This window comes from Candidatus Woesearchaeota archaeon (assembly GCA_016188115.1).
Classification (GTDB): Archaea; Nanobdellota; Nanobdellia; order Woesearchaeales; family GW2011-AR9; genus JACPIK01.
Window position 1 is genome coordinate 262,158 of the sequence record JACPIK010000002.1, and the last position, 25,047, is coordinate 287,204.

Annotated in this window: 24 protein-coding genes; 19 read left to right on the forward strand and 5 right to left on the reverse strand. The window is 39.4% G+C overall.

The features are described from left to right. Positions 1 to 56: 56 nt before the first annotated feature. Both folP and HYV86_01455 read right to left on the reverse strand, forming a co-directional pair. On the reverse strand, positions 57 to 881 hold the full coding sequence (folP, locus tag HYV86_01450; protein ID MBI2572498.1) for a dihydropteroate synthase: 825 nt from the start codon (positions 879 to 881) through the stop codon (positions 57 to 59). After that, positions 856 to 1,374: a hypothetical protein gene (locus tag HYV86_01455; GenBank protein MBI2572499.1), complete on the reverse strand. Its 519-nt coding sequence runs from the start codon at positions 1,372 to 1,374 to the stop codon at positions 856 to 858. The genes folP and HYV86_01455 overlap by 26 nt, the downstream gene beginning before the upstream one ends. Positions 1,375 to 1,479: 105 nt before the next feature. Between HYV86_01455 and HYV86_01460 the strand changes: the two genes are divergently transcribed. From HYV86_01460 to HYV86_01475, 4 genes are all read left to right on the forward strand, one after another. Beyond that, positions 1,480 to 3,408 (forward strand): DEAD/DEAH box helicase, encoded by a 1,929-nt coding sequence (locus HYV86_01460; GenBank protein ID MBI2572500.1) that lies wholly within the window; start codon positions 1,480 to 1,482, stop codon positions 3,406 to 3,408. Positions 3,409 to 3,484: 76 nt separating this feature from the next. Further along, complete coding sequence (locus HYV86_01465) at positions 3,485 to 4,993, forward strand: hypothetical protein (protein MBI2572501.1); 1,509 nt, start codon at positions 3,485 to 3,487, stop codon at positions 4,991 to 4,993. A 171-nt stretch (positions 4,994 to 5,164) separates the two neighbouring features. Further along, positions 5,165 to 5,716, forward strand: a complete 552-nt coding sequence (locus tag HYV86_01470; GenBank protein ID MBI2572502.1) for an HAD family hydrolase — start codon at positions 5,165 to 5,167, stop codon at positions 5,714 to 5,716. 111 nt (positions 5,717 to 5,827) lie between these two features. Then, on the forward strand, positions 5,828 to 7,303 hold the full coding sequence (locus HYV86_01475) for an ATP-binding protein (protein ID MBI2572503.1): 1,476 nt from the start codon (positions 5,828 to 5,830) through the stop codon (positions 7,301 to 7,303). A gap of 10 nt (positions 7,304 to 7,313) precedes the next feature. Here HYV86_01475 and thrS read toward each other — a convergent pair whose 3' ends face one another. Further along, positions 7,314 to 10,070, reverse strand: a complete 2,757-nt coding sequence (thrS, locus tag HYV86_01480; protein MBI2572504.1) for a threonine--tRNA ligase — start codon at positions 10,068 to 10,070, stop codon at positions 7,314 to 7,316. A gap of 279 nt (positions 10,071 to 10,349) precedes the next feature. Here thrS and HYV86_01485 point away from each other — a divergent pair, with 279 nt between their 5' ends. The 4 genes from HYV86_01485 (at position 10,350) to HYV86_01500 (ending at position 13,278) form a co-directional block, all read left to right on the forward strand. Continuing rightward, positions 10,350 to 11,009, forward strand: a complete 660-nt coding sequence (locus tag HYV86_01485) for a hypothetical protein (GenBank protein MBI2572505.1) — start codon at positions 10,350 to 10,352, stop codon at positions 11,007 to 11,009. Between the two features lie 41 nt (positions 11,010 to 11,050). Next, a complete protein-coding gene (locus HYV86_01490; GenBank protein ID MBI2572506.1) occupies positions 11,051 to 11,701 on the forward strand; it encodes a PIG-L family deacetylase in 651 nt (216 codons plus the stop codon). 56 nt (positions 11,702 to 11,757) lie between these two features. Further along, on the forward strand, positions 11,758 to 12,897 hold the full coding sequence (locus HYV86_01495) for a glycosyltransferase (protein MBI2572507.1): 1,140 nt from the start codon (positions 11,758 to 11,760) through the stop codon (positions 12,895 to 12,897). 129 nt (positions 12,898 to 13,026) lie between these two features. After that, positions 13,027 to 13,278: a hypothetical protein gene (locus tag HYV86_01500; GenBank protein MBI2572508.1), complete on the forward strand. Its 252-nt coding sequence runs from the start codon at positions 13,027 to 13,029 to the stop codon at positions 13,276 to 13,278. A gap of 130 nt (positions 13,279 to 13,408) precedes the next feature. Here HYV86_01500 and HYV86_01505 read toward each other — a convergent pair whose 3' ends face one another. Together HYV86_01505 and HYV86_01510 are read right to left on the reverse strand one after the other, a co-directional pair. Then, the gene (locus HYV86_01505; GenBank protein ID MBI2572509.1) at positions 13,409 to 13,948 is read right to left on the reverse strand and encodes a hypothetical protein; all 540 of its coding nucleotides are present in this window, start codon (positions 13,946 to 13,948) and stop codon (positions 13,409 to 13,411) included. A gap of 32 nt (positions 13,949 to 13,980) precedes the next feature. After that, positions 13,981 to 14,988 (reverse strand): AsnC family transcriptional regulator, encoded by a 1,008-nt coding sequence (locus HYV86_01510; GenBank protein MBI2572510.1) that lies wholly within the window; start codon positions 14,986 to 14,988, stop codon positions 13,981 to 13,983. 108 nt (positions 14,989 to 15,096) lie between these two features. Here HYV86_01510 and HYV86_01515 point away from each other — a divergent pair, with 108 nt between their 5' ends. From HYV86_01515 to HYV86_01565, 11 genes are all read left to right on the forward strand, one after another. Then, positions 15,097 to 16,098 (forward strand): hypothetical protein, encoded by a 1,002-nt coding sequence (locus tag HYV86_01515; GenBank protein ID MBI2572511.1) that lies wholly within the window; start codon positions 15,097 to 15,099, stop codon positions 16,096 to 16,098. 234 nt (positions 16,099 to 16,332) lie between these two features. Continuing rightward, positions 16,333 to 16,650 carry a winged helix-turn-helix transcriptional regulator gene (locus HYV86_01520; GenBank protein MBI2572512.1) on the forward strand — a complete coding sequence of 106 codons (318 nt, stop codon included), beginning with the start codon at positions 16,333 to 16,335 and terminating at the stop codon, positions 16,648 to 16,650. After that, the gene (locus HYV86_01525; protein ID MBI2572513.1) at positions 16,640 to 17,263 is read left to right on the forward strand and encodes a class I SAM-dependent methyltransferase; all 624 of its coding nucleotides are present in this window, start codon (positions 16,640 to 16,642) and stop codon (positions 17,261 to 17,263) included. Before HYV86_01520 ends, HYV86_01525 begins: the two co-directional genes overlap by 11 nt. Then, on the forward strand, positions 17,263 to 19,440 hold the full coding sequence (locus tag HYV86_01530; protein ID MBI2572514.1) for a copper-translocating P-type ATPase: 2,178 nt from the start codon (positions 17,263 to 17,265) through the stop codon (positions 19,438 to 19,440). Before HYV86_01525 ends, HYV86_01530 begins: the two co-directional genes overlap by 1 nt. A gap of 30 nt (positions 19,441 to 19,470) precedes the next feature. Then, a complete protein-coding gene (locus HYV86_01535; protein MBI2572515.1) occupies positions 19,471 to 19,686 on the forward strand; it encodes a hypothetical protein in 216 nt (71 codons plus the stop codon). 52 nt (positions 19,687 to 19,738) lie between these two features. Then, entirely contained in the window at positions 19,739 to 21,100 is a 1,362-nt protein-coding gene (locus tag HYV86_01540; protein MBI2572516.1) for a sulfite exporter TauE/SafE family protein, read from the forward strand. A 27-nt stretch (positions 21,101 to 21,127) separates the two neighbouring features. Further along, positions 21,128 to 21,337, forward strand: a complete 210-nt coding sequence (locus HYV86_01545; protein ID MBI2572517.1) for a heavy-metal-associated domain-containing protein — start codon at positions 21,128 to 21,130, stop codon at positions 21,335 to 21,337. A 39-nt stretch (positions 21,338 to 21,376) separates the two neighbouring features. Then, the gene (locus HYV86_01550; GenBank protein ID MBI2572518.1) at positions 21,377 to 21,745 is read left to right on the forward strand and encodes a hypothetical protein; all 369 of its coding nucleotides are present in this window, start codon (positions 21,377 to 21,379) and stop codon (positions 21,743 to 21,745) included. Between the two features lie 107 nt (positions 21,746 to 21,852). Further along, the gene (locus HYV86_01555; GenBank protein ID MBI2572519.1) at positions 21,853 to 23,553 is read left to right on the forward strand and encodes a hypothetical protein; all 1,701 of its coding nucleotides are present in this window, start codon (positions 21,853 to 21,855) and stop codon (positions 23,551 to 23,553) included. Positions 23,554 to 23,615: 62 nt separating this feature from the next. After that, positions 23,616 to 24,695: a hypothetical protein gene (locus tag HYV86_01560; GenBank protein MBI2572520.1), complete on the forward strand. Its 1,080-nt coding sequence runs from the start codon at positions 23,616 to 23,618 to the stop codon at positions 24,693 to 24,695. A 65-nt stretch (positions 24,696 to 24,760) separates the two neighbouring features. Beyond that, a complete protein-coding gene (locus tag HYV86_01565) occupies positions 24,761 to 25,015 on the forward strand; it encodes a chorismate mutase (protein ID MBI2572521.1) in 255 nt (84 codons plus the stop codon). Positions 25,016 to 25,047 lie beyond the last annotated feature (32 nt).

Below are 25,047 nucleotides of genomic sequence, written 5' to 3' on the forward strand. Positions count from 1 at the left end.
TTAATCTCTATTTTATAAATATTACTTATTTAGTATTACCTGCTAGTAGTGACAAATCAACAGTACCTCACTCCGTCAACCACCATCAACGCTTTCTTCATCTCTTTGACATCATGCACACGCACCAGCGTTGCGCCTTTCATCACAGCAACTAAAGTAGACGCAATCGTTCCTTCTAGCCTTTCCCGAGGACCAGCACCATTCATCAACGTCCCTAAAAACGATTTGCGCGATGTGCCAATCAATACTGGATAGCCAAGTGTGCAAAATTCATCAAAGCGTCGTAAGATCTCAAGATTATGTTCTAAATTTTTACCAAACCCGATGCCGGGATCAAGTATTATTTCATTAATCCCAGCCGTGCGAGCAATAACAATTCTCTCTTTAAAGAAGTCAACAATCTCAGCAACAACATCGTGATACGAAGGGTCTTTCTGCATCGTTTTTGGTTCTCCTAACATATGCATAATAATCACAGGACATTGATGTCGAGCCACAACCTCAACCATTTTAGGATCACGCAGCCCAGAAATATCATTAATAATATCGGCACCTGCTTTCAATCCCGCCTCAGCAACTTCCCATTTATACGTATCCAATGAAATCGGTACATCAACTTCACCACGTAACTTTTCAATAACGGGGATCACACGTCGTAACTCTTCTTCCACACTAACTGGATCTGACCCTGGACGCGAACTCTCGCCGCCAATATCCAGAATATCTGCTCCTTCTTCAACTAACATTTTAGCATGTTCAACAGCGTTCTCTACAGAAAAGAACTCTCCTCCATCGGAAAAAGAATCTGGTGTGACATTAACAACACCAACGACCAATGTTTTAGTTTGATGTAGATTAAGCATGACGATCACATTCCACATTTTCAGAAGGGGAGTAACGAAGCACTTTGGCATATCCTTCCATTGCAATGGTTCGTTCTAATCTCTCGCACACTGCGTCGAACAGTACTCGTTGCTCTGGAAACTTCACTAATTTTTCCAAAGCTTCTTGACGCGTATGCCACCCCCCGTGGCGATGATCTTTTTCGAATATCATCTCGGCATCTTCATCAATGAGCACAGCAAGTCCATATGCAACAGCGATGGTAGGTGTTTTTTCAGGTCCCCGTACTGTTTGATATGGTTCTGTTTGAAATAAAGTTTGAATAAAATAGTGTCCCATGTCAACACCAATCTCCTCATGAACTTCCACAACCACTTGAACTAACGGGTCTAACCCCTCCAATCCTCCCTGTAAATTAGTGTGATACCACTCGCCCCTCGAATTTCTTTTCTCAATCAGAAAATATTCCAGTCCTTCCCTTCCTTCCCGAAAAATAATTGCTCGTACAACATCTCGCCGTTCTAAGTCCATACCCCACTTTTTCGAACTCTTCTTTAAAAAATATCCTTCTAAGAACATTTAAATAAGTGGGTCTCTAAAACCAACCAAAAGAGGAGAAAAAGCGAACCCAATCCAATGCAATTCAAAAATTTTACTCTTGATCCATTTCAAGAAGAAGCAATTCATGCTATAGAACAAAATTATTCTGTGGTTGTCTCAGCTCCCACTGGTTCAGGAAAAACCCTCACGGCAGATTACATCATTGATAAATATAGCAAAACCAACAAACGCATCATCTACACCGCTCCGATTAAAGCCCTTTCAAACCAGAAATACAAAGACTTCGCCAAAGAATATGGTGATGATCACGTAGGGCTTATGACTGGTGATGTAGTTATTAATCCAACTGCTAAAGTAGTCATTATGACCACTGAAATTTATCGCAACATGGCTATTAGTAAAGATAAAGATCTTGATAACATAAGTTATGTTATTTTTGATGAAGTCCATTACATTAACGACATTGAACGTGGGTACGTTTGGGAAGAATCAATAATCTATAGTGTCCCAAGCGTTCGCTTCCTTTGTCTAAGCGCAACCATTCCTAATGCAAAACAATTCGCAAACTGGATCGAAGCAATCAAACAGCACCCAGTTAAAACTGTTATTTCTAACAAACGTAATGTTCCATTAGAACATCAATTTTATGATTATGAACTAGGAATTACCACTCTTGAAAAAATCAAAGAGGCTCGAAATGTTCCCCAATACCGCGATGTGATCCATAAAAAAGGGGCAAAACGAGAAAGGGTGCCAGAACCAAACCACATTGATCTTGTTCGTGATCTTGGAAAAAGTAAACTTCCCTGTCTTTTTTTTAGTTTCTCCCGTAAAGATTGTCAAATCAAAGCTCAAGAACTCGCTAAGCGTAATCTCTTTGACAAAGACCCTCGCATTACTGAGTTTTTTCGTCAAAAAATTGAAAATGCTCCTCCCGACGTTAATAAACTTGCATCAACACTCTTAATTAAAGAAACAATTCCCCAAGGCATTGCGTTCCATCATGCAGGTCTTCTTCCAATCATTAAAGAAGCAGTTGAAGAACTTTTTTCTCGTGGCTGGATTAATGTTCTTTATACTACCGAAACCTTTGCCGTAGGTATTAACATGCCAGCAAAAACGGTTTGTTTCAACAGCTTACGAAAATATGATGGTATAAATTTTCGTTATCTTAACACCAAAGAATATTTTCAAATTGCCGGTCGTGCTGGTCGTCGTGGCATCGATAAAATTGGTTACGCTATTAGTTTGATTTTTCGACCAACATTTGATTATCATGAAGTCAAACGCATCACTGAAAAAGATAGTGATCCTATTAAATCCCAATTTCGACTTTGTGTAAACACGGTTCTTAATCTTATTGAGCATCATCCCGTTGAAGAAATTGAACATATCCTGCGATTAAGTTTTGCTTCTTATCAAAAATTTGGCAATGCCTATGATACTGTTCCAACAAGTCTTCTCTTAGCTCGATATAACAGCATCTATAAAAAATTAGAAAAACTAGCCTATGTTGAAAAAGGTGCTTTAACACATAAAGGTCACTTTGCTGCTCGTATCTTTGCCGACGAAATAACCCTGGGCGAAATCTTTGCAACGCCTGTTGCTGATGAATTTGATGAATACGAAATACTTCTGGTGTTGGCATCAATAGTCTATGAGCCACGTGAAATGAACCAATTTAGCAAACAGTTCCTTGATGAGAAATATAACCATGCGCATAAAGTTCTGATGAAAGAAGAATATTTACATCATGAAAAGAAATTTTATTCCATGAAAGAGATGACTACCCTGATTTATCCTCTTTATAACGGCAAAAGCTTCTTTGAAATTTTAAAGTTAACCAACCTGCTTGAAGGAGACCTCATTCGCTTTTATACTCAGATTCTAGATCGATTAAACCAGATTCGTAAAGCTACAACTAATTTTAGATTATTGAATAAAATTAAGAACTGCGAAGGTGTCATCCAGAAAGGTCTGGAAGGAATTTACTTGTTGGATTAGGGATGTAGTTTTTCGATTAATTCCTCTCTCTGTCTCAAAGCAAAGGCATATAAACTTAAAATATTTACCTAGTATCATGAAAAAGGGTGATCCTAAAGTCAGTCCTCTCAATTTTCAGGAAAAGTATTCTAGATTAAAAACAGAAGTTCTTATTGGTGTGATAATTGTGTTTATAATCATTATTATTGTTGGCGGTGCGGTCATGTTCTCAAGTCCTGATGTAAATCCAGATCCAGTAGAAAGTGATGGTGAGTCTAACCAAAATAAGGTACAAATCGATGGCGAGCTAAACCAAAAGAAGAATTTTATCTGTGATTCACCAAACCTGAAAATGGGTACTGTGTGCTGTCTTGATATAAATAAAGATAAAGTGTGCGATACCCTAGAAGCAGAGAAAGTTAATTCACCTGCATCGGGGTCTGCCTCTGCGAGTGGGTTGCCTGGTGTTACAAAAGGAAATATTGTTGAAGGTAATTTAGTTTGCGATTTGCCTTATATCAGATATGCGCAAGGCTGCTGTCTTGATGTTAATAGTAATCATATTTGTGATCTAGATGAAACTCAAGTATCACTCTCCTCTGAGTCTTCTGAAGTAATGGTTTCTGGATGTACCAATCTAGATGCAACAAACTATAACGATGCAGCAACAGTAGATGATGGAAGTTGTGTGTTATCTTTAGGCACTACTCCTACTCCTACTGCCACTCCTACTCCTACTCCCACTCCTACTCCTACTCCCACTCCTACTCCCACTCCTACTCCCACTCCTACTCCTACTCCCACTCCTACACCTACTCCTACTCCTACACCTACACCTACTCCTACTCCTACACCTACTCCTACACCTACTCCTACTCCTACACCTACTCCTACTCCTACACCTACTCCTACACCTACTCCCACTACTACTCCGACGCTGGTTTCTGCAGAGAATACTGGGGCATTATGTTCTGATGGACTGGATAACGATCAAGATGGAGCTGTAGACTGGCTCGATAGTAATTGTGAAGGAGAATCTTGTGATATGGGTTCAAAATCAGGTAAGATAATTTGGAGTCATAGTCCAGGTGAAGATCAAAGCATTGCTCCGCCTGCAAACTCTAATGGTGTTAGAAGAATTGGTTGCTGTGCGGCTACTGCCTGTCGTACGAGAGATGGAGCGGGAGAATGTATCCCTTACGACCAACCGTATACTTCAACGTATGGCTGGATTTGCGGCGATGATAATAATTGGGACAGATGCGGAACTGGTGCTGGTACTAACAAAGGTGATGGTGCTGTTAGTGATGGAGGGGGACATGTTTGTGAAACGAATCCAGTAGGTTGGTCAGAATATGTTGCTCCATGTACTGATAGTGATGATGGATTAAACGTTATGGTAAGAGGAACCACGACTGGTCCAGGTAGTCCTACTATTTCATTAATGGTTACGCGTGTGGATAGTTGTACCGCTTCTGGTAGAGTCCTTGAACAATTTTGTGCTCAAGGACTTTCTGGACATTCTTATGTAAATGACCAGGAAATATATTGTCCTTCTGGCACAAGTTGTGTCTCAGGAGCATGTGTGTCTACGGCAAAAAACTAATTTTAAGCTGCTCAAGAAAGTTAAGAACTAGACTAACCATTCTCGGAGGCCTATACTCCTGTTAAGAGATTCTTCTTACTTAATCTTTGTAAAAGAATATACTTGTACTCTAATTTCTCTATCTCCCAGAGACAATGAAGATATTTATACCCTAAAGCCTCTTCTTTGACTATGGCAAGTATTTATCTTTTCGATCTTGATGGTACGATCATCAATCCTACTATCTACAAAGAGATTTATCATGAAGTTCTTTTAATGATTGCAAAAAATAAAGAGATCTCGTTAGTGGAACTGGAATTAGAAGCAAGTAAAGTAAGCTTACGCAAGAATTCAGAAGGAAAATTCGATACTGGCGAGTTATGCAAACATTTTGATCTTATTGAAGAGTATTACGACATCCTTGGACCAAAAATCACCGCTACTGATCTTGCTAACAAAGAAGTTTTAAGTAGAATGAATAAAGCAGTTATTGCTGGAAAAAAAGTAGGTATTGTATCTAACTCATTCACCCGTACAATCCTTCTCTATGTCAAACGATATAAACTTCCCGTTGACTTCGTTTTTAGCGCTGAAGAAGCTGGATATCTGAAAAGTGATATACGCTTTTGGCGTGCGTTGATCAAAGCCCATCGCTTGCCTCTTGATTGTGTAGTTGTGGGAAACGATCCGATAGAAGACGTCAAAATGCCCGAGAAAGTCGGATTTAAAGGAGAGATGGTTTGAATTTGTAACTTTAAGTGACTTATAATCAAAAGTTAAATTTTCTAATAATTAACTACTTACTAGTAATAATAAACAAAATATTTTTAAATAACAACCCTAAAACAGTTTACAATGGCTTTAAATTTCATTATCCCTGATGGTGCAGCAGAGGCGTATACGCTAGCACGTCTTTCAAATAGAAGTGAGCAGCTTGCAATGCAAGTACTACCAGGTGGATTAGAAATCTGTGTGGACCTAGGCAAGATTTACGGTACTATTTCAACAAACATACGTGCAACTCATCAGGAAGATCGACCAGGAAGTTATACTGGAAGTACTGTAAAAAAATATGTTTTTGGAACCCAAGAAGCAGATAATTTCTCTCGTGATGGTCCAAGAATCTTTAATCCCTTACTTGAAGCAATACTTGCAGATAGGGATAGATTTAGTTATCGCTTACATTCAAACGATATTGGACGAAGCCAGATTTATGAACAACAAATAGATGGTGCTACTATTGAGATAAATTGTGATTTAAAATCAACTCAAAGCTTTAGGGTTGATTTAAATGGTGATTTTACCACTGCTGAGCAAACTCAAAGAATGATGTTGGAGTACTTTAGAACAGTTTCAGAAGTTCTCCAAGGTGTTTACTCTCAAGCAGGTGTTAATTTGGGTGAGATAACTATTCCGCTTCGACTTATTCGTGCTGATAAAAATCGTTTTCGAGCTGAAAAAGATATTGTTAATCTTTCAAGTTTAGATGCTGCAACAAAGTTTAGAGACGAGAACGCAAGCTTTGAACAAATTATTGGTCATGGACCTGTCAAAACATACTTACTCAATATGGCAAGAGCTTTAAAGGAAGGTTCTTACAAAGCATGGGGAATTGCTCCTCCTTCTGGGATTATATTATATGGTCCCCCTGGAAACGGTAAGACGAGTTTGGCTCGTGCTCTTTCAAATGAGGCTGGATTTGTATTCCGTCACGTTGATATCCCCACTATTCTTTCAACATATCAAGGAAAGACCGCCCAAAACATTGAAGCGCTTTTTGATCTACGAGCAAGCGGAACTACGATCTACTTCTTAGATGAAATTGATTCATTAGTACGCGGTAGAGCAAATGCCCAAAGTAATGGTTCTGTCGAAGTTTTAGGGACACTCTTAGAGAAAATGGATGGCATACGTAAAGGGGGAGCACCAGTCATTTTCTTAGCATCAACCAATGCTTTAGATCTAGTTGACGATGCATTCCTACGGCCAGGTCGATTTACCTATCATCTTGAAATTCCTAATCCAAACGCTGAAGATCGTCGACAATTATTAATTCATTATGCTCAAAGACATCGCACAAGAAATGCTCCAGTAACCTTTGCGGACGAGTTACGAGTAGACAGAGTAGTAGATATAGCCGAAGGGGAGTCCAGTGCTTTTATGGAAGAAATAGTACGAGCTGCGGTAGAATCAAGTATGTTTGACAGTTTTAATGGTGAAGCAAGACCTCTTACTGATGAAGATTTACTTACTGCAGCAGAAACAGTACGCAACATGAGATACCAACAAAGAAAAGGTAAAAAAGTTGGTTTTAGTACTGCCTCAATCTAAATTATCTTCCTCAAACTCGTCTCTCATCCCTCTCCTTAACCAGCTCCTTGACAAACCCTTCCACTGGCACATCAAAGCGAACTTCACCACTTCGACTACGCACAGCCAGTTTTTTGCCAGCCATTTCTTTATCGCCAACCGTCACAATGTAATTGACGTGTTCAACCTGCGCATCACGAACTTTCTTGCCAATACTCTCGACACGATCGTCAATTTCCACACGTAAATCTTCACGACGCATAAGAGAAGCAACATGTGCTGCAAAATCTTTGTGTGAATCATTCACTGTCAAAACCTTCACCTGCACAGGATTCAACCATAATGGAAATTTGCCAGCGAAATGTTCAATCAACACAGACATAAATCTCTCCAACGATCCAGAAATAGCTCTGTGTATCACAACAGGTCTCTCCTTCTTGCCTTCTTCATTCATGTATGATAAATTAAATCGTTCAGGTAAATTAAAATCACATTGAATCGTTGCTAACTGCCACTCACGTCCCAATGCATCTTTAAACATGAAATCTAACTTAGGCCCATAAAATGCCGCTTCTCCTTCTCGTCGTTTATACGGCAATGCATGTTCTTTTGCTGCTTTCTCAAGTGCCGCTTCAGCCGTTTTCCACACGTCATCAGATCCTAAATACTTTGACTTATCTTCCCCGCGTACGGACAGCGACACCCAATAATCTGTGTCCATATGTAGCGTTTTATAGAACGCACTAATAATCGAAACAATCGTACCTACCTCTTGTGTAATCTGTCCAACTCGACAAAATAAATGTCCATCGTCTTGTGTAATCGCACGAACCCGCGATAACCCCGTCAACTGTCCAGATTTTTCATCACGATACACTGTTGCTGGTTCAAAGAAGCGTACTGGCATGTCTTTGTAACTGTGACTAAACGCATCATAAATTTGCATATGGTGTGGGCAGTTCATGGGTTTCAAAACGAAGTCATCAACCTTCCCTTTCACTTTGAACAACTCATCACCAAATTTATCCCAATGACCTGATGTTTTATACAATAAATCACGAGCAATATGTGGTGTCCAGACTTGTTGGTACCCTTTATCTTTATGTAATGACCACAAGTAATTAATAATCTCCTGACGAATAATCATCCCTTTAGGCGCAAGCAAAGGCAATCCTGGTCCAACTAACTCGCTAACCACAAACAGACCCATCTCTTTGCCAATCTTAAGATGCGATCGATTCTCTGCTTCTTCTCGAGCTTTCACGTATTTCTCCATCTCAGCAGTGGAGCCAAATGCCACGACATATAATCGCGTCAACTGTTCATTGTTGGCATTATTTTTCCAGTATGCACTCGCCAGATGTGTAATCTTAAACGCACCAATCTCCTTCAACGACCCAACAAATGGGTCTTTAAACTGTGATGTAAACGTAAACTCATTCAACTTAAAGCCCGCTGCTTTCGTCCCTAAATCTGCAACAATTTCTTGCTGTAATTTTTCTTTGACATCTTTAACTGCAGCTTTTCCAAAAGTAGCACCAGATGCAATTGCTTTCGCAACTTCTTTCTCAACGCGAACCAAATCCTCTTGTCGTAACTTCGCGCCAGCCATGTCTACAAACGCTTGATCCTGATAGAAGCCACAGCCGCCTAGAGAAGAGGTGGGGTACATCTTCTTGAGTACAGCACCAACCAAAATAGCAGCAGATAATTTTACCTTCTCTTCAGCAGACAGCTTTTTCTCTTCAGCTACAAACGCTTCATCTTTGGCTTCTCGTTTAAGATTAACAACTGGTACTGCCGAATAGTCCGCAATCTGTTCCTGTCGTGGTTTGGTTAATCGCACATAATCTTTTGTTTTCAAGACCATCGAACGATCAAGACGAGCCGCATTAAAGTATAACTCTTCATTTTCCAAAAGACGTGGATCAACAATTAATTCTAACTTAGCATTAAATGAGAATGGAAGAATCGTTCCAGAAACACTTGCTGCTAACTCTTCAGCGATTTCGGGCGTCGCAAATGAGGCATATGTTCCTTTGAATAATTCTTTAACCGCATTCAAATTAAGTTTCGCATCACCAGGAACAACGCCAAGAACAAATCGTTTCTCATCCTTCGCAGTTTTAACCATTACTACCATACACTTTGCCGCTTGAGATGGTTTGTTCCCCCGCATCGGACTCACCAAATCAGTACGTCCTTCTGGTGCATGATCAATAAGTTGATAGTGGGCTTTATTTTCATCAAGATAATTAAGAAGTTTTACATACGTTGCATTTGCGTTAGGGTCTTTCTTTTCTGTAGCACGAACTACTTTCGGGTCTAATCGCGTAACAGCAATGACTTTTTCTGTAACTGCTTCTGCTTCCGGTCCAAACTCCCGACTTAACTCAGAAAGCGGATGACCCTTACACGCAACCGTAAATGACTTATACCAGCCAAACGGAGCACGAAAGACAGAATACTTCTTACTCAATATTTTCTCTACTTTCTTCAAGAATTCCTCAGCATGTTGGGGAGCAGCAAGAGCATTACTTAAATGAGCATAAGGGTATAACACAATCTTAGATGCTTTGACTTGTCCTAAAATATTCTCAACCTCGGAGCAATAGCGAGCCTCAACAGCAGCTAAATCGGCTTCATCCCGTTTCTCAACTGCGCTAAAAACAACCAGACATTCTTCAATCCGCTGTTTTCCTTCTTTAATTCCTTCTTCAGCCTTGGCAAACGCTTTCTTCTTGGCTTCAAATTCGATATAATCCGCATGAATTGTGAGTATTTTCATAATGTCCTCCATTCTTGAGTAGTTTTTAAACTTAATTATCATCAACAGCAGTCAAGAACCAATAAGAATAAAGAACTCGACTGCTTGTTTACGCAGTAGTTATAGTGGTTGTAATAGTAGAAAAAAATGAACGCATTAAAACCATACTTTTAAGTGATTGGTTTCTAATCTTAAATGTTCTGACACAAAAAACACTTTAAAATGGTATTTTGACCAAACCCCTTAATTTAATTCATAACGCTTAAATAGCACATCAAAGTAACTAGCGAGTTCAAACATATGACGCATATACACATTCAAGACCAAAGTGGAAATATTTCTGATCTGCTAAGAGATGATGGGGAGTTAGGGCCTGATGGTGCTAGTAATGATTGCACACTCCTTGTTGTTAATCATGTGAAAGCTGGCGTATTGTTGTATAATGTTTTCAATGAGAATCATGGGCTTGCAGTGTATTTAGAATTTGACCCTAATCAAAACCCTCAGCGAATGGAAATTGAGAGAGGTGCGTTGCGTTACACACATAATCAACCTATGGCTTCTCTAGAACCAGAGTTTCACATTAAAGGTGCACATCGTCTTAGTGAGACTATAGCTCACCCCCGTATTGCTTATGCTCGAAAAAAAGGGATACCTCCAATTTCGCATGCCAGAGCAAGTGATTTCGGAGTTCACGATGGCTGTTCTGATGTTACTAATCTTAACCTAGGGGATGGCGTAATAAATGTAACTATTTTACGTGAATTAGAGAGAAATACTTTATACTTCATGCTTGTAGGGCAATTCTCTAATGAGATGATTGAATCTGGTCCTTTAGTTCCCTCTCAAAATATTCCACTCCCCTCTAATCTTATTGGGGCAACTGCTGGGATGGGGTATATGTCTAGAACCAGGGCAGCTTATCATCTTGAAGGATTAAAACTTCAATACTTTAGCTAAAATCCAAACCTTCTTATATCTCGTTTCCCTTCCTAAGCCTAATGAAAAAACAAGAAACCATACTCGTCTGCAGTGCGCATTCTGATGACTTTGTACTTGGGGCAGGAGGAACTATCAAAAATTATACTCAAGATGGTAAAAAAGTTATTGCTATTGTATTTTCCTACGGCGAGAAGTCTCATCCTTGGCTAAAAGAAGGCGTCATTCAAAAGATGCGCTCCAAAGAAACATTCGAAGCCTGTAAAATATTAGAATGTCAAACATTTTTTTACGATTTAAAAGAACTCAAATTTCTGGAAGAATATAAAGAAAAAAATGTACTAGTACAACTTGTAGATCTTATCGAAAAAGAGAAACCAACCAAAATCTTTACGCATAGTCCAGAAGACCCTCACCCCGATCATAAAGCAGTATATGCAATTACTCTCGAACTATGGGAAAATCTTTCTCAAAAAATCAAGCCGGAACTTTATATCTACTCTATTTGGAATCCTGTCTCCCTACAAACTCGCTATCCTTCCTTGTATGTTGATATCACCAAAACTTTCAAAGCAAAACTATCTGCACTAAAAACCTTCCGCAGCCAAAAAATCCACGTAGCCTATCCCGTCATCCTCTTGCTGTATCGTACCATTAAAGATGGGTTCAAAATTCGCAAACGATTTGGAGAACATTTTTTCCGAATACGCTAATCCACATCACGACAAATTCAACACGTTATCAATATCCTCCCACATTTCCCAAACCCATGAAACCAAAACTCCTCCTCGTTGCCGACACATATTATCCTAAAGTAGATGGAACCCTTCGGTTTATGGAAGAGTTTTTACGTCGTGCTCATTCTGATTTTTCATTGTCTTTGTTAGTGCCAAATTTAGGAAAAACACCTCCTTCCCATTTTCCTATAACTTTCATTGAACCTTCACCTCTTTTAAAAATCTCTGGATACCCCAGTATGAAACTTTCTCGTTCTAACTTTTTATCACTGCGCAAATCAATCCAAAATGCAGACTGTGTTTTTGTACAAGGGCCAGGGTTAGTAAGTTATGCTGCTGTTCTCTTTGCTGCAAAATATAAAAAACCCTGTGTGTTCTATCTTCATGTCATAGCTTGGGAAGCTTTTCCTCCTTTTTTTCCCTCGTTCTTTCGACCATTGGTGCGTTGGTTTTTTCGTCATTTTTCCGTATTCTGTTTTAATAGGTGCAGTCGTGTCCTCATTCCCTATAACGATCTTCGATTTCAAGCAGAAAAAGCCGGCGTGCGTATTCCTATGAGTATTGCTAAATTAGGTATTGACATAGATCGTTTCCGCCCATATGAAAACAAAGCAGCCGCGAAAGTGAAGGTGGGATTAGATCCATCTAAATTTGTCATAGGGTATGTAGGAAGAATCTCTCAAGAAAAAAATATTCATATTCTGCTTGATGCATTCAAAAGATTATCGGATCAACATGCCGTAACTTTAGTTTTAGTGGGCGATGGTTCTAAAGAACACAAAGAAAAATTAGATCTTCCACTCAATTGTAAAGTGACTGGTTTTGTTTCTAATGTGGAATCATACTTGCAAGCAATGGACTTGTTTGTAATGCCTTCTCTTACTGAAACCACTTCTCTTGCAACTCTTGAAGCCATGTCTTGTGGATTACCAGTGATTGCCAGTAAAGTAGGATTTATGGCTCATTATATTGAGAAGGATCATAATGGTGTCTTTTTCTCTGCAGCAAACTCTGCTATACTCGCTGCTAAAATTGAGAAATTACGACGCGATCCTCAGAAAAGAAAGTTATTGGGGGAAAATGCTCGTCGAACCATCGCCTATTCTTATTCCTGGGAACGGTCTATTAATCGGATTAAACGGCTTGTGTTAGATGTATGCTATAAACAGTAATCTGGATCTGGTGACCCTATAAACAATAAATCCCAAAATCTCTTTGGCAGAAGCCTAAATAGCTTTGTTCCATCAAAGTATATATACCATAAGGAAAAAGCTTAAAAACTCACCAGAAGAGGCAACCCTATGAAAGATAATGAATATGATTCGGAAAACGACGATCTTCAAGACGAAGAAGTAAGTGTTGAAGAAGACGAAATCTCATCACAAGAAGATGGATTCATGCGCGGCTATAATGATGAAGAAGTAAGCAAAGAATGTGCTGAATGTGGTGCTGCCGTCCAGGAAGAGAAAGCTATTCTCAAAGAAATTGAAGGCGAGAACTATACCTTCTGTTCACGAACGTGCGCTCAAGACTTCGAAGATAGTATGAAATAAACATTTCATTCTCTTTTTAGGTGATTTTTTCTCTCGTTTTTCCTTCTTCTGGCATTATAATAATAAAAATAATTCCTGCAATGATACCTGTCTTAGTAAACTAGAGTATCTCTCTAAAAATCAGGGCTATTTATCCTAAAATTTCTGGCAATGTTGCTTGCTCTTTCCCGACTTCTTCTGCCTCTTGATTGCTCTTTAAATATTGCTTAACTTCAACATCTTCCTCAAACGAAATTGCTTGCTCGCGTGCACCGGCAATATCTAAAAATGCGTTGCCTTTCACAGTAAGATATACTTTATCTTCTGTTGCAAGCTCCAATGCGAGTGCTGATGTAGGTCCCCATAATATCTCTTGTTCAAATGGGATAGCTGTGTTCATATTAGCTTCCAAGACAAAAAGGGGCATGACTCCAGAAGATATTTTCATTCCCGTACTTTTCTGAATAATATCATACGTGACTTGACGCACAGGAACAGAAAGATCAGATGGGTTATGCAATATTAATTCGGCTTCGATTGTAAATGATCGCAGACCGATATTGCGAAGTCCTTTAAAGTTGAGATCCTCAAAGGTGACGTTCTGCAGACCGTAGCCAAGATACATGAATATACTTCCAGCAAAGATAATGGTCACAACAACGCCAATAATTGCTTTCCCAAGAATATTCATACAACTATATGGGTCTCTATTCTTTATAACTTTTACCCTATGCTTCCAATCAATGTCAAACTCTGGTCATCAAACACATGCATTGGCAAATATGAATGCTTGTAGAAACTATAAAATTCCATGACTGTCGATCTTTCAATCAAATCCTTGAAATCTTCGCGTAATTTGGTCAAAATATATCTCATTTTATTTTTATCAAAAGATTCTACATCAATCTCCATATCCCAATCTCCTACTGTCTTATGGACAATGACTACATTCTCTGTTTTAAGCAAATATTCCATTAGTTGAGCCTCACGTTCTGGGCTAAGATTATGGAGACGTAAAAAAAGGCGTGCTTTGGCGATTCCCAACTTCTCAAAATTGATTGAATACCGAAATCCTTTGAGAATATTGCGTTTCATCAATGATATTACTACTGACTTGGCTGTTTTAACATTTAAGCCGGATTTTTTGGAAAGTTCGGTCAGACGAACAGTGGGCTTGATTACAAGTTGCTTCATAATCTCAAGTTCTTTGGAATTAAACTCTTCGCGGGGTCGATCTCCTCCCACAATCCGGTCTGTATGGATATTTTGAAGCTTATCATTCTTAGTTAGATAATGTTTTGGGGAAATATGTGTGACTAAATTAAGTAAGATCTTGTAGTTATCTAGCGTAGGGATCTGCCGAGTCAATTTTTTAAGCTCTTTATTGAATTTAGAAGGGTTAGGTGAAGCAAACTCCGCAATAAGGTCATATTCACCCGTTAATTCATAAACAGAGACTACAAAAGGGTTATTTTTGAGTTCTTCAATAATTTTGGTTTTTTCACCCTCACTTACATAAGCTCCTTTAAAGTATACTCGAAACAAAAGAAGACCAAAATAAGAATAATCAATAACACTGAAAGGGTTGTATAAAATCTCCTCCTTTTGCAGAGATGAAATGGTGTATTTTAATCGCTGCGGACTCTTACGTAAATGAACTGCTAATTCTTTAAGACTCATTCGTGCGTTCTCCGTAAGAAGATAGACCAGGGAAGTATCGACTTTGCTCATTCAGGTCTAAATATTTTTATTTATTAATAAATTTTTCGTTATTTTTGGAGAAAAGTAAAAAAAGTCCAGCGATAAAGTTAAATATAGGTATTAGTATACTAGTTGACTATGGGTGAAAAAGGGTTAGAGGGATTAGCAACAGTAGCATTCAATGAGATGTCTGCTTCACATGTATTCAGTTGGCTCACTCGCCTTAATATTGAAGATAATCTCACTTCAGCCCTTCCTGGGATTACCCAAAATGGTAGGTATAGGGTAAACGGAAAAGAATTACGTCAAGGTACTGAAAGTCCTTTTGCTCATGGTTATTTGGTAGTTGTCGATGGACCTAATCTTGTAGATCTCTTAACAAAGGGCGGTGCTTTATTAGGAACGAGACGACCTCAATTCCAACCAACGCCTGATTACGATGCTTTTGCAGGCTTCCTGCGTACTACTTCAGAACAGGATGGGGTATATGGTCATGTTGATTCTCAAAGTACTACTGCGCGCCTGCCTAAAATGGCTAATAGTTCCTGGTCTCTAAAGCAAGCAAGAAAAAAAGAGTTGGGATATATTCCTCCTGATCTTGTTCAATACGCAAGAACAGATCCATTTACCTCTCAAGATGTAGATGATCTTGTTGGAACCAAAACTGACCTTGCTGTCAATTTACCTCGTGCCTATAGATTAAGTGATAATCCTGCAATAGCCTTATTTCAACGAGCTGCAAGTTTAATCTTTCCAGGTTATGTAGTAACTGATAACAAAATTGAAGCAGTACAACTGCGCAGAACTATCTCAGATTACGACTCTAATGGAAGAAATTTAGGCACTGGGACTGTACTTCGTTGGACAGAAGATGGGTTAGCGGAAAGAAGTTCCCTTGCCTGGATGCCTGATGCTGATCCTGCACACTATCTTGTAGAGGGAATGCCTATAGTACTTATTCACAATCGATACCAAAGAGGGAGTGAGGGTGTTAGACTCTTTGACACAAAAATAGTTACGGGAATTGAGCCGGTTCGACCTGTTGCGACATCTTCTATCGACCAAGTCGCTTCCCCCCCCTATACGCAGGGACGATCGGCTCAGTTTTCCCATTATTCTTCTCCTCCTCCGCCTGCATAGGTCTATTTTTTAGTTTTTTTTCTGTTAAATCTGACTATTCCACTGGTGTGTTCACTAGTGGTTGAGAAGCGGAAAAAAATTCATCGGAGTGGTCAGGGTCCGAACGAACGACCCGAGGCGTAGCCGAGCATGCTCTCGGTCTATTGACCGAGAGTGGTCGTGAGTGATTGACTTTAGTGCTGATGTGAGGCAACTTTCACAAGATTTAAATATCATATGATATTTTATTCATATATGGAACATACTTTAGAAACCTACGATCTCTTCTTCGGTTCGCTGGCAAATCCCAATCGTGTCCAAATTCTCAACATCTTACGAGATGGTCCTAAGAACGTCACGCAAATCTGCCAAGTCACTGGTTTTGAACAAACCATGGTATCACATAACCTTAAGCGGCTGGAACGCTGTGGCATGGTCTTTGTAGAACCAAATGGTAAGCAACGAATATACTCACTCAATCATGAAACAATTAAACCACTCATGGAGATGATTGACAAACACATGTCGCAATACTGTGTTCATGTGCTTGGGGCGTGTCACCATGAAAAATAATAATGATTGCTCTTCACATGGTGGGAATCTCCACTCCAACGAACATTTTTTTGACCACGGTGCGGCTCGCTATGATCGAAGAATGATTCAATTTTGGATGAAAAAATATTACCGCCCTGCAATTAAAGAAATTACCGCTCCAGGATCTATTCTTGATGTGAGTTGTGGAACGGGAAACTTACTTCAAGAGTTATCTCAAAGAGATTATCAAAATTTACAAGGCGTTGATTATTCATCCAAGATGGTGGAGATTGCTCAAGCTAAACTCAAAGGCATTGCAACTATACAAAAAGCAGACGTACACCATCTTCCTTTCAAGGATAACACTTTTGACTACGTCGTCTCAACTGAAGCATTTCATCATTATCATAATCAGCAAAAAGCAATTCAAGAGCTTGCACGAGTAACAAAAAGCCAAGGTAAAGTAATTGTCTGCGATATCAACTTCTCTTTCAAAATAATTCATAGATTGTTTCATCGCTTTGAACCGGGGCATGTTAAAATCAATAGTAAAGAAGAATTCAAAATACTTTTTGAAAAAGCTGGACTTACAAATATCACTCAAACACGTGATTCTCTTTTCGCTATCAAAACAGTTGGAGTGAAACCATAATGTCGAAAACAACGCTTAAAATCTCCGGTATGCACTGTGCAAGTTGTACTACCATTATCACGAGAGCACTCACAAAAACACCGGGAGTAAAATCAGCTGCTGTAAACTATTCCACAGAAAAAGCAGCAGTTGAATTCGATGACAAACAAACAAAAGTTGATGATTTAATCGCTGCTGTCAAAGGGAAAGGATACAACGCAGTCGTTTTCGCAGCAGGTTCCATTCAACAAGAAGAAAAAAACAAACGAAAAAAGCTTGCACAACTCAAACAAACTGTTATTCTGAGTGCCATCTTTTCAGTTCCCGCACTCTTGCTTGGGATGCTTTTTATGGATGTACCTTATCGACTAATCATTCTCTGGGTTCTCTCAACACCAGTTCAGTTTTATTTTGGGCGTAGTTTCTATCAAGGTGCCTGGGCTTCACTTAAAAACAAATCTGCCAATATGGATTCATTGATTGCATTAGGCACGAGTGCCGCATACTTTTATTCAGTATACATTGTTATCTTCAACCCCATGGGAGATCAATACTTTGAAGTATCTGCAGTCCTTATCACACTCGTCTTACTTGGTAAATATCTTGAAGCTCTCGCAAAAGGCAGAACCAGTCAAGCTATTGCTAAACTCATGAAAATAGGGGCAAAAACTGCTACAGTAATCAGAGACGGAAAAGAAGTAAAAATTCCTATTGATAGCGTGGTAGTTAGTGATCTAGTCATAGTCAAACCAGGAGAGAAAGTACCGGTTGACGGCGTTATAACTGATGGCCATTCTTCTATCGATGAAAGTATGGTTACCGGAGAGAGTATTCCCGTAGAAAAAAAGAAAGGTGACCCTGTTATTGGTTCAACAATTAACAAGCAAGGCAATTTCACATTCAAAGCAACCAAAGTGGGGAGTGAGACTACTCTTGCAAGAATTGTCAAACTCATTGAAGAAGCCCAAACCAAGAAAGCACCGATCCAACGCTTTGCAGATCAAATCTCTGCATACTTCGTTCCAATAGTCATCTTTATTGCACTACTCACTTTTACTGTGTGGTTCTCCATTGTAAAAGCAGAAACGAGTTTTGCCGTAATTGCCGCAGTTGCCGTTCTTGTGATTGCGTGCCCTTGTGCATTAGGTCTTGCAACTCCTACTGCAATTATGGTTGGAACCGGTAAAGGTGCGCAGCATGGTATCTTAATCAAGGGTGGTGATGCACTTGAGACCGCACATAAAATAAAATATGTGGTTTTTGATAAAACTGGAACCATCACCAAAGGCAAACCTGAAGTAACTGATATCATCACTGCAAAAGGAATTAACGAAAAAGATTTTCTGAGCATTGCTGCTAGTATCGAAAAGAAATCGGAACATCCTTTAGCAGAAGCAATTGTTAACAAGGCTACAATTTCAAAAATTGCTCTTCAAACTGTACGAACATTCAACGCAATTCCTGGACATGGCGTAGAAGCAAGTATTGGTACCCAAAATTATAGTATTGGTAATCCTGCATTGATGAAACGCAATAATGTTTCACTCACGGAATTTGAAAATACTATTCGTACTCTTGAGCAAGCAGGTAAAACCGCAATGATTGTTGCACAAAGTCGTCGAGTAATAGGTATTATTGCAGTTGCGGATGAAATTAAAGAAGATTCACCTAAAGCTGTTGCGTTACTCAAGAAAATGGGCATTATCCCTTATATGATTACGGGTGATAATGAACGCACCGCAAAAGCCATTGCTGCAAGAGTTGGTATTGAAAAGTTCTTTGCGCAAGTTCTTCCTGAAGACAAAGCCGGTTACGTTAAGAAACTACAACGTAACGGCAAAGTTGCCATGGTTGGCGATGGGATTAACGATGCACCTGCCCTTGCACAAGCTGATATTGGCATTGCCATGGGTTCAGGCACGGACGTTGCCATGGAAAGTGGCAATATTGTCCTGATGAAAAATAATTTACTCGACGTACCAAGAGCAATTCAACTAAGTCGTCTTACCATGAAGAAGATCAAGCAGAACATGTTTTGGGCTCTTTTCTACAACGTGCTTGGCATTCCGATCGCAGCAGGCGTACTATATCCATTTACAGGCTGGATGCTTAGTCCGATTATTGCGGGGGGGGCTATGGCACTTAGTTCCGTGAGTGTGATCACAAATGCATTACTATTAAAGAGGAAAAAACTCTAAAATCGATCAAAAATGAAGAGATGATTAAACATGGCATATGAAAACATTTATGGTAATTGTGGTATGATGGGTGGATTTGGCTATGGTGGCGGCTGGGGTTGGTTTTTTATGATCCTTACTGCTCTCATTTTAATTGGACTTTCAATAGCCGTTTTCATTTGGCTTACAAAACTATTGCGTGAAAGACAAGAAAATACAATTCCTGTCAAACACCAAGAACAACATCTAAAACCTAAAAAGAAGTAAGGGCATAGAAAGAAACCAATACCTACAAAGAAACCAATAAAGGTGAACATCAATGAAAAAATGTACCTATTCCATTAAAGGCATGCACTGCGCAAGTTGTGAAGTCGTCATCGAACGTGCCCTCAAAAAAGTGCCGGGCGTGCACCATGTCAACGTCAATAAAGCCAAAGAGCAGGCTATTGTAGAGTGCGAAGAAAATGTCTCACAAGAAAAACTTCAAGAAGCAGTTAAAGAAAAGGGGTACACTCTTCACTCTTTAGAATGTGATAACCCCCAAACAACAAATACATCAGTACCAAAATCTAAACGCTATCTTGAAATCGGGGCTGTGAGTATTGTTCTCATCGGGATTTATTTTCTTTTGCAGTATTTCAAATTTATTCCCGCGTTAGCCGTTACTGATAGTATGAGTTATGGCTTTATTTTTGTGCTTGGTCTCATCGCTGCGACCTCAACGTGTTTAGCAGTATCGGGCGGATTACTTCTTGCCCTCTCAACGAAATTCAACCAAGCTCATCCTAACCTCACAAGCATACAACGTTTTCGACCACATATTTTTTTCAATGTTGGTCGAATCCTTTCCTACACTATATTTGGGGCGGGAATTGGGTATCTTGGTTCACTCATTACCCTCTCACCTGCATTTACTGGGTCAGTAACTATCCTAGTCAGTATTTTAATGATCATTATTGGTCTGCAAATGTTGCATATCTTTCCTTGGTTAGATCACATTCAAATCAAGATGCCTAAGTGGATTGCCCATAGAATCCATGAAAAAAGTAACGATCAAGAGCACACGAAACATCGCACTGCATCATTTCTCTTTGGTGCAGCCACGTTTTTCTTACCGTGTGGGTTTACACAAGCTCTGCAACTCTATGTTCTTGCAAATGCGAATCCTGCAATGGGCGCTCTTACCATGCTTGTTTTCTCATTGGGAACCCTCCCTGCATTCATTGGCATTGGTGCGCTTTCAAGTATCAAGAAAGCATCTTTCCAGCGTCATTTTATGACTATTGCTGCAGTTGTCGTAATCTTCTTTGGAATAGTGAGTATCTCATCAGGTTACACGCTTGTACGTTCTAACATTGATTTAGGATCAGATCCCACTTCAACAATTCCGCCTGTTCCCATAATCAATGGCGTTCAGATTGTCGAGATGACTGTGGATGGCATTGATTATCTTCCCCTAGAATTTACACTCAAGCAAGGCGTGCCAGTTGAGTGGAGAATTGATGGAACAAAAGCAGAAGGATGTACTCAAGTCATCGCGATTCCTAAGTTAGGCATTACCAAGCGACTCTCAACAACTGATATTACTATTGTCGAGTTTACTCCTCAAAAAGCAGGAGAAATTCAATTTACCTGCGGCATGGGTATGGCCGGACCAGGAACATTTAATGTTATTGAGTAATAATTATTCCATACAAGGTGAAACCACATGACGAAAACAACCATAAGTGTACAAGGGACCCATTGTCAATCGTGCAAGATGCTAATTGAAGATGTCCTTAGTGAAATCTCCGGCATTAAATCTAGCTCCGTCGATTTCAAAACCGGCAAAGTTGTCATTGAGTATGAAGGCAAGTTAGATACTGCAAAAGTCAAAAAAGAAATTGAAGCAATAGGGAAGTATAAAGTAATAATTTAAGATTAAGAGCTGAAAGCAACAATATCAAAAGGTGACAATATGGATAAATTTACTTGGGGCATGATTGGTATATTAATTATAAGTGTCATCGGCATGACAATTTATTTTGGAGGTGGGTCAATCACAGGGAGTACAGTAAAAGATGTAACTGTTGAGAATGTCAAAATAGTTGAAGTAGGGTTGACCAAAAGTGGAGCATATACGGATCTTACATTAAACCTCAACGAACCAGTCGTGCTTACAAATGATGGAACATTACGAGGATGTAGTACTTTTATTGTACAAAAAGATTTAGGACTACGTGCAGACATCTCATCAAAAGGGCATCCATTTACACCTACTAAAACAGGCACATTCACATATACTTGCTCAATGGGAATGTATCTTGGCACAATGACCATTAATTAGGAAAATGGTAATAATCTAACAACAAATCTAGTAATACATTCCTTCATTTCATCAAAAACATACTTTTTTATACTTCTTTTCCCAACCTAAATCAAAAAGAGGTAGTTATGATTAAAGCTGATAGCAAAAAAAATAAGACCTTAACAACGAAATTTTTTGTAAGTCTATTTGCTATTATTCTAAGTACTGCTCTTGTTTCATCACAAGTTCAAGCCGGTCTTCTCGATCCTATTATTGATCCCATTCAAGCAGAGTGGGATCGCTTTACCGATCGGGTTGAAAATGAATTGGAAAGCACTCCCATTGGCAGAGAAGTAAGTCGTATTGTAGAAGATGTTGAATCTGTTGCACGAATCGTAGAAGAATTTGAAGGATTAATTACCATGGCAACCTCATCAATTCCCGCAGTTGCATTAGTTAATCTTGCAGTTCAATATGGTCATGATCCAGAATCAGTTCTACCACGTTTTAATGAACGGGTTGAAGAAGTTAAAGCACGGCACCATAGCGTTCAACTCACTGAAGTTGAAGCAGCCGCAATTTTACAAAGCGTTCTTGAAGAACCTCCTATGCCTGATGGTGTCTATTTAGGAGATAACTGCATTATTGATTTTAGCCAATGTCCTGACGAAAGCACTAATCCTTCACCACGTTCTCGTGCATTTTATTGGGACTATTCTTGTTATACCCAAGGTGTTGTTGATAAATTAGTTGTGCCAACCCCTCAAAATGCGAATCAACGTCGGGCAGTGTGCACTGCATCCTGGATAAACATGTGGAATAACGGTCAACTGGCTACTTCCAAATTTCCTGCATCCATTCAATATGCAACCTATGACTGGCAACGCTGTGCCCGAGTCTATTTAACACAAACAGAACAAGACCAATTCCTAGCACAACGCGATAGTATTTGCCAACAACCCATTGCTAAACATGACTTAGGTGAAATCTGTGTTGTAGATTACAGGTCCTGTTCGTACGGTGTGTATGGTGCCTATAATGCCAACCGTGTAGGTACCATTACCTATGGTGATGTCATAAATCAAAATTTCCAATTTCGTCGTGAATACGCCTGTGATACTACCTATGGTACGTTTGCATTAAAACCACAGTTACGAGACAGCTGTGCCAGAGTCTATGTTGGAGATCGTGAAGTTGCAGAATTTATTGATGCTAATCCAGAACCAGTGCAACAAGTTCCACAAAATCCTCCTCAAAAAGAAACTCCACCTCCTCCACCTGCACAACAAGGTTCGCCAACAACACTCCAAGGAGTCTTTACCCGTACCATTCGGACCGTTCCCCTTCACGAACTTAATCTCGCAGCTGTCCAATCTCTTCCTTCAAGAGAAGTGTATGGTCGAACTGGTATTATGAATCTCGCTCCTGATGTCGTAAAACAAAAAGAAGCAGTAAAAGTTAAAGTAGAACAACTCATTGCGCCAAAAAAATTAAATCTTGATATTATAGTAAATGAAATTCGCGGTCAGCAACTCCCTTCGCCCATTGATAGTATTTTTGGCAATGAAAAGATACACGTTACAATCACGCAAAATGATGGCAATAATGTCTTACTATGTATAACAATACAAGATGGAATTGTTACAGAAGCAGGGTCCTGTAACGATAATGACTCATTTACTCCTACTCTCAAAGTTCAAACTTCTCAAGCAGTTCTTGAGTCACTCACTGGTCCTGCAGATCTTACAGCGGCGATGAATGATGGCAGAATTACTTACCAAGCAGTTGGCTTAGGCAAGAAAATTAAATTTGGGATTTCAAGTCTTCTAGCAAAAATCTTTGGATAAGTAAAGTAAAAATCAGTTCCATTCTCGACAATCTTATAAAAAAAGCCCTAATTATCACAACAATGATCGCGTACCAAGCCTACGACCCTTCTCATTTCATCCACGCACAAGATATCTCCCTCTCCACACAAACGCAACTTCTTTGTCAGCAAGCGTCCAAAGTCTATCAAGAAAATTTCAATGGCAAGACATGGTATGGTCGCTGTATCTTTTTAAGTTGGTATTGCTCCATTGGTGATTGTACATTCTGCTTTAGATCTACCCAACGGCATAAAGTGCAACACGCCGCCGATTCCAAACGATCTATGGGTTCAGCACTTCTTGAAGCATTCTTTTGTAAAATATTCCATTGGCGTATCGAGTTTCTCACTGGTGGTTATGGCATGATGCCCGCATCAGAACTGTTAGAGTACATCAAAAATGTCAGTGCAGTCTATGGGGAGAAAATCTGGCTCAACATTGGTGTAATCCCTCCTAACCAGCTTGAACTATTCCGTCCGTATGTAAAAGGCATCTGTGCATCCATGGAAACGCTTCATCCACAACTTCACAAAGAAGTTTGTCCTAACAAACCTATTGAACCATATGACAAAATGTTCACACAATTACAAGGTTTCAAAAAAAGCATCGCAGTCATTGTTGGGCTAGGAGACACCACTAACGATCTTCATTATCTCTTTGATTTCGTGGAAAAACATCAACTCGATCGTGTCACAATCTATGCGCTCAAACCTGTCAAAGGTACCCCATTCACCCAAGGACCAACGGTTGATCAATATGTTGAATGGATCGCTCGGCTCCGCATTCGCTTTCCTACACTTGAAATCATTGCTGGCACAAACCTACGCCGCTGTGAAGAAGTAGGGTATCTCATGCAAGCAGGGGCGAATGCTGTTACCAAATTTCCTGCAACAAAACAATTTGCAACGAAAAAAGCACATCTCGTTACCAAGTATATTCAACAAGAGAACAGAATCTTTACTAGTAATCTCACCACTCTTCCCGAAATAGACTTTTATAATGAAGTCGATAAACTCCCTATCGAAGAGAAATACAAACAAGAAATGAAAGATAAATTACCTCTTTACCTCAAAGCATTTAGCAACCCTGTAGATAAAGATGGTGATGTGGATGATGAATAAATACTCTACTCTCGACAATTTTATAAAGAAATTCTCACTTAAAGTCAAAAAAGAGGGTGAGTATTATGGAAACATTAGAATCAGTACGTAAAGAAATAGATATTGTGGACAACCACATTCTTGCGCAACTTAAACGCCGTATGGAACTAGTTGAAAAAGTAGGAAAAATAAAACAGAGCCAAACCCTGCTTGCAGAACAAACCGAACGGGAAAATGAAATCATTCAACGTCTGCTTGCTAGCAAAGGAAGTCTGCCATCAAACTTTATTATTGCCGTATGGAGATTGTTGTTTGATCAAGCAAAGAAACAACAAAGATAGTATTAACAGTATAGGTCAGATTTTTTTTATAT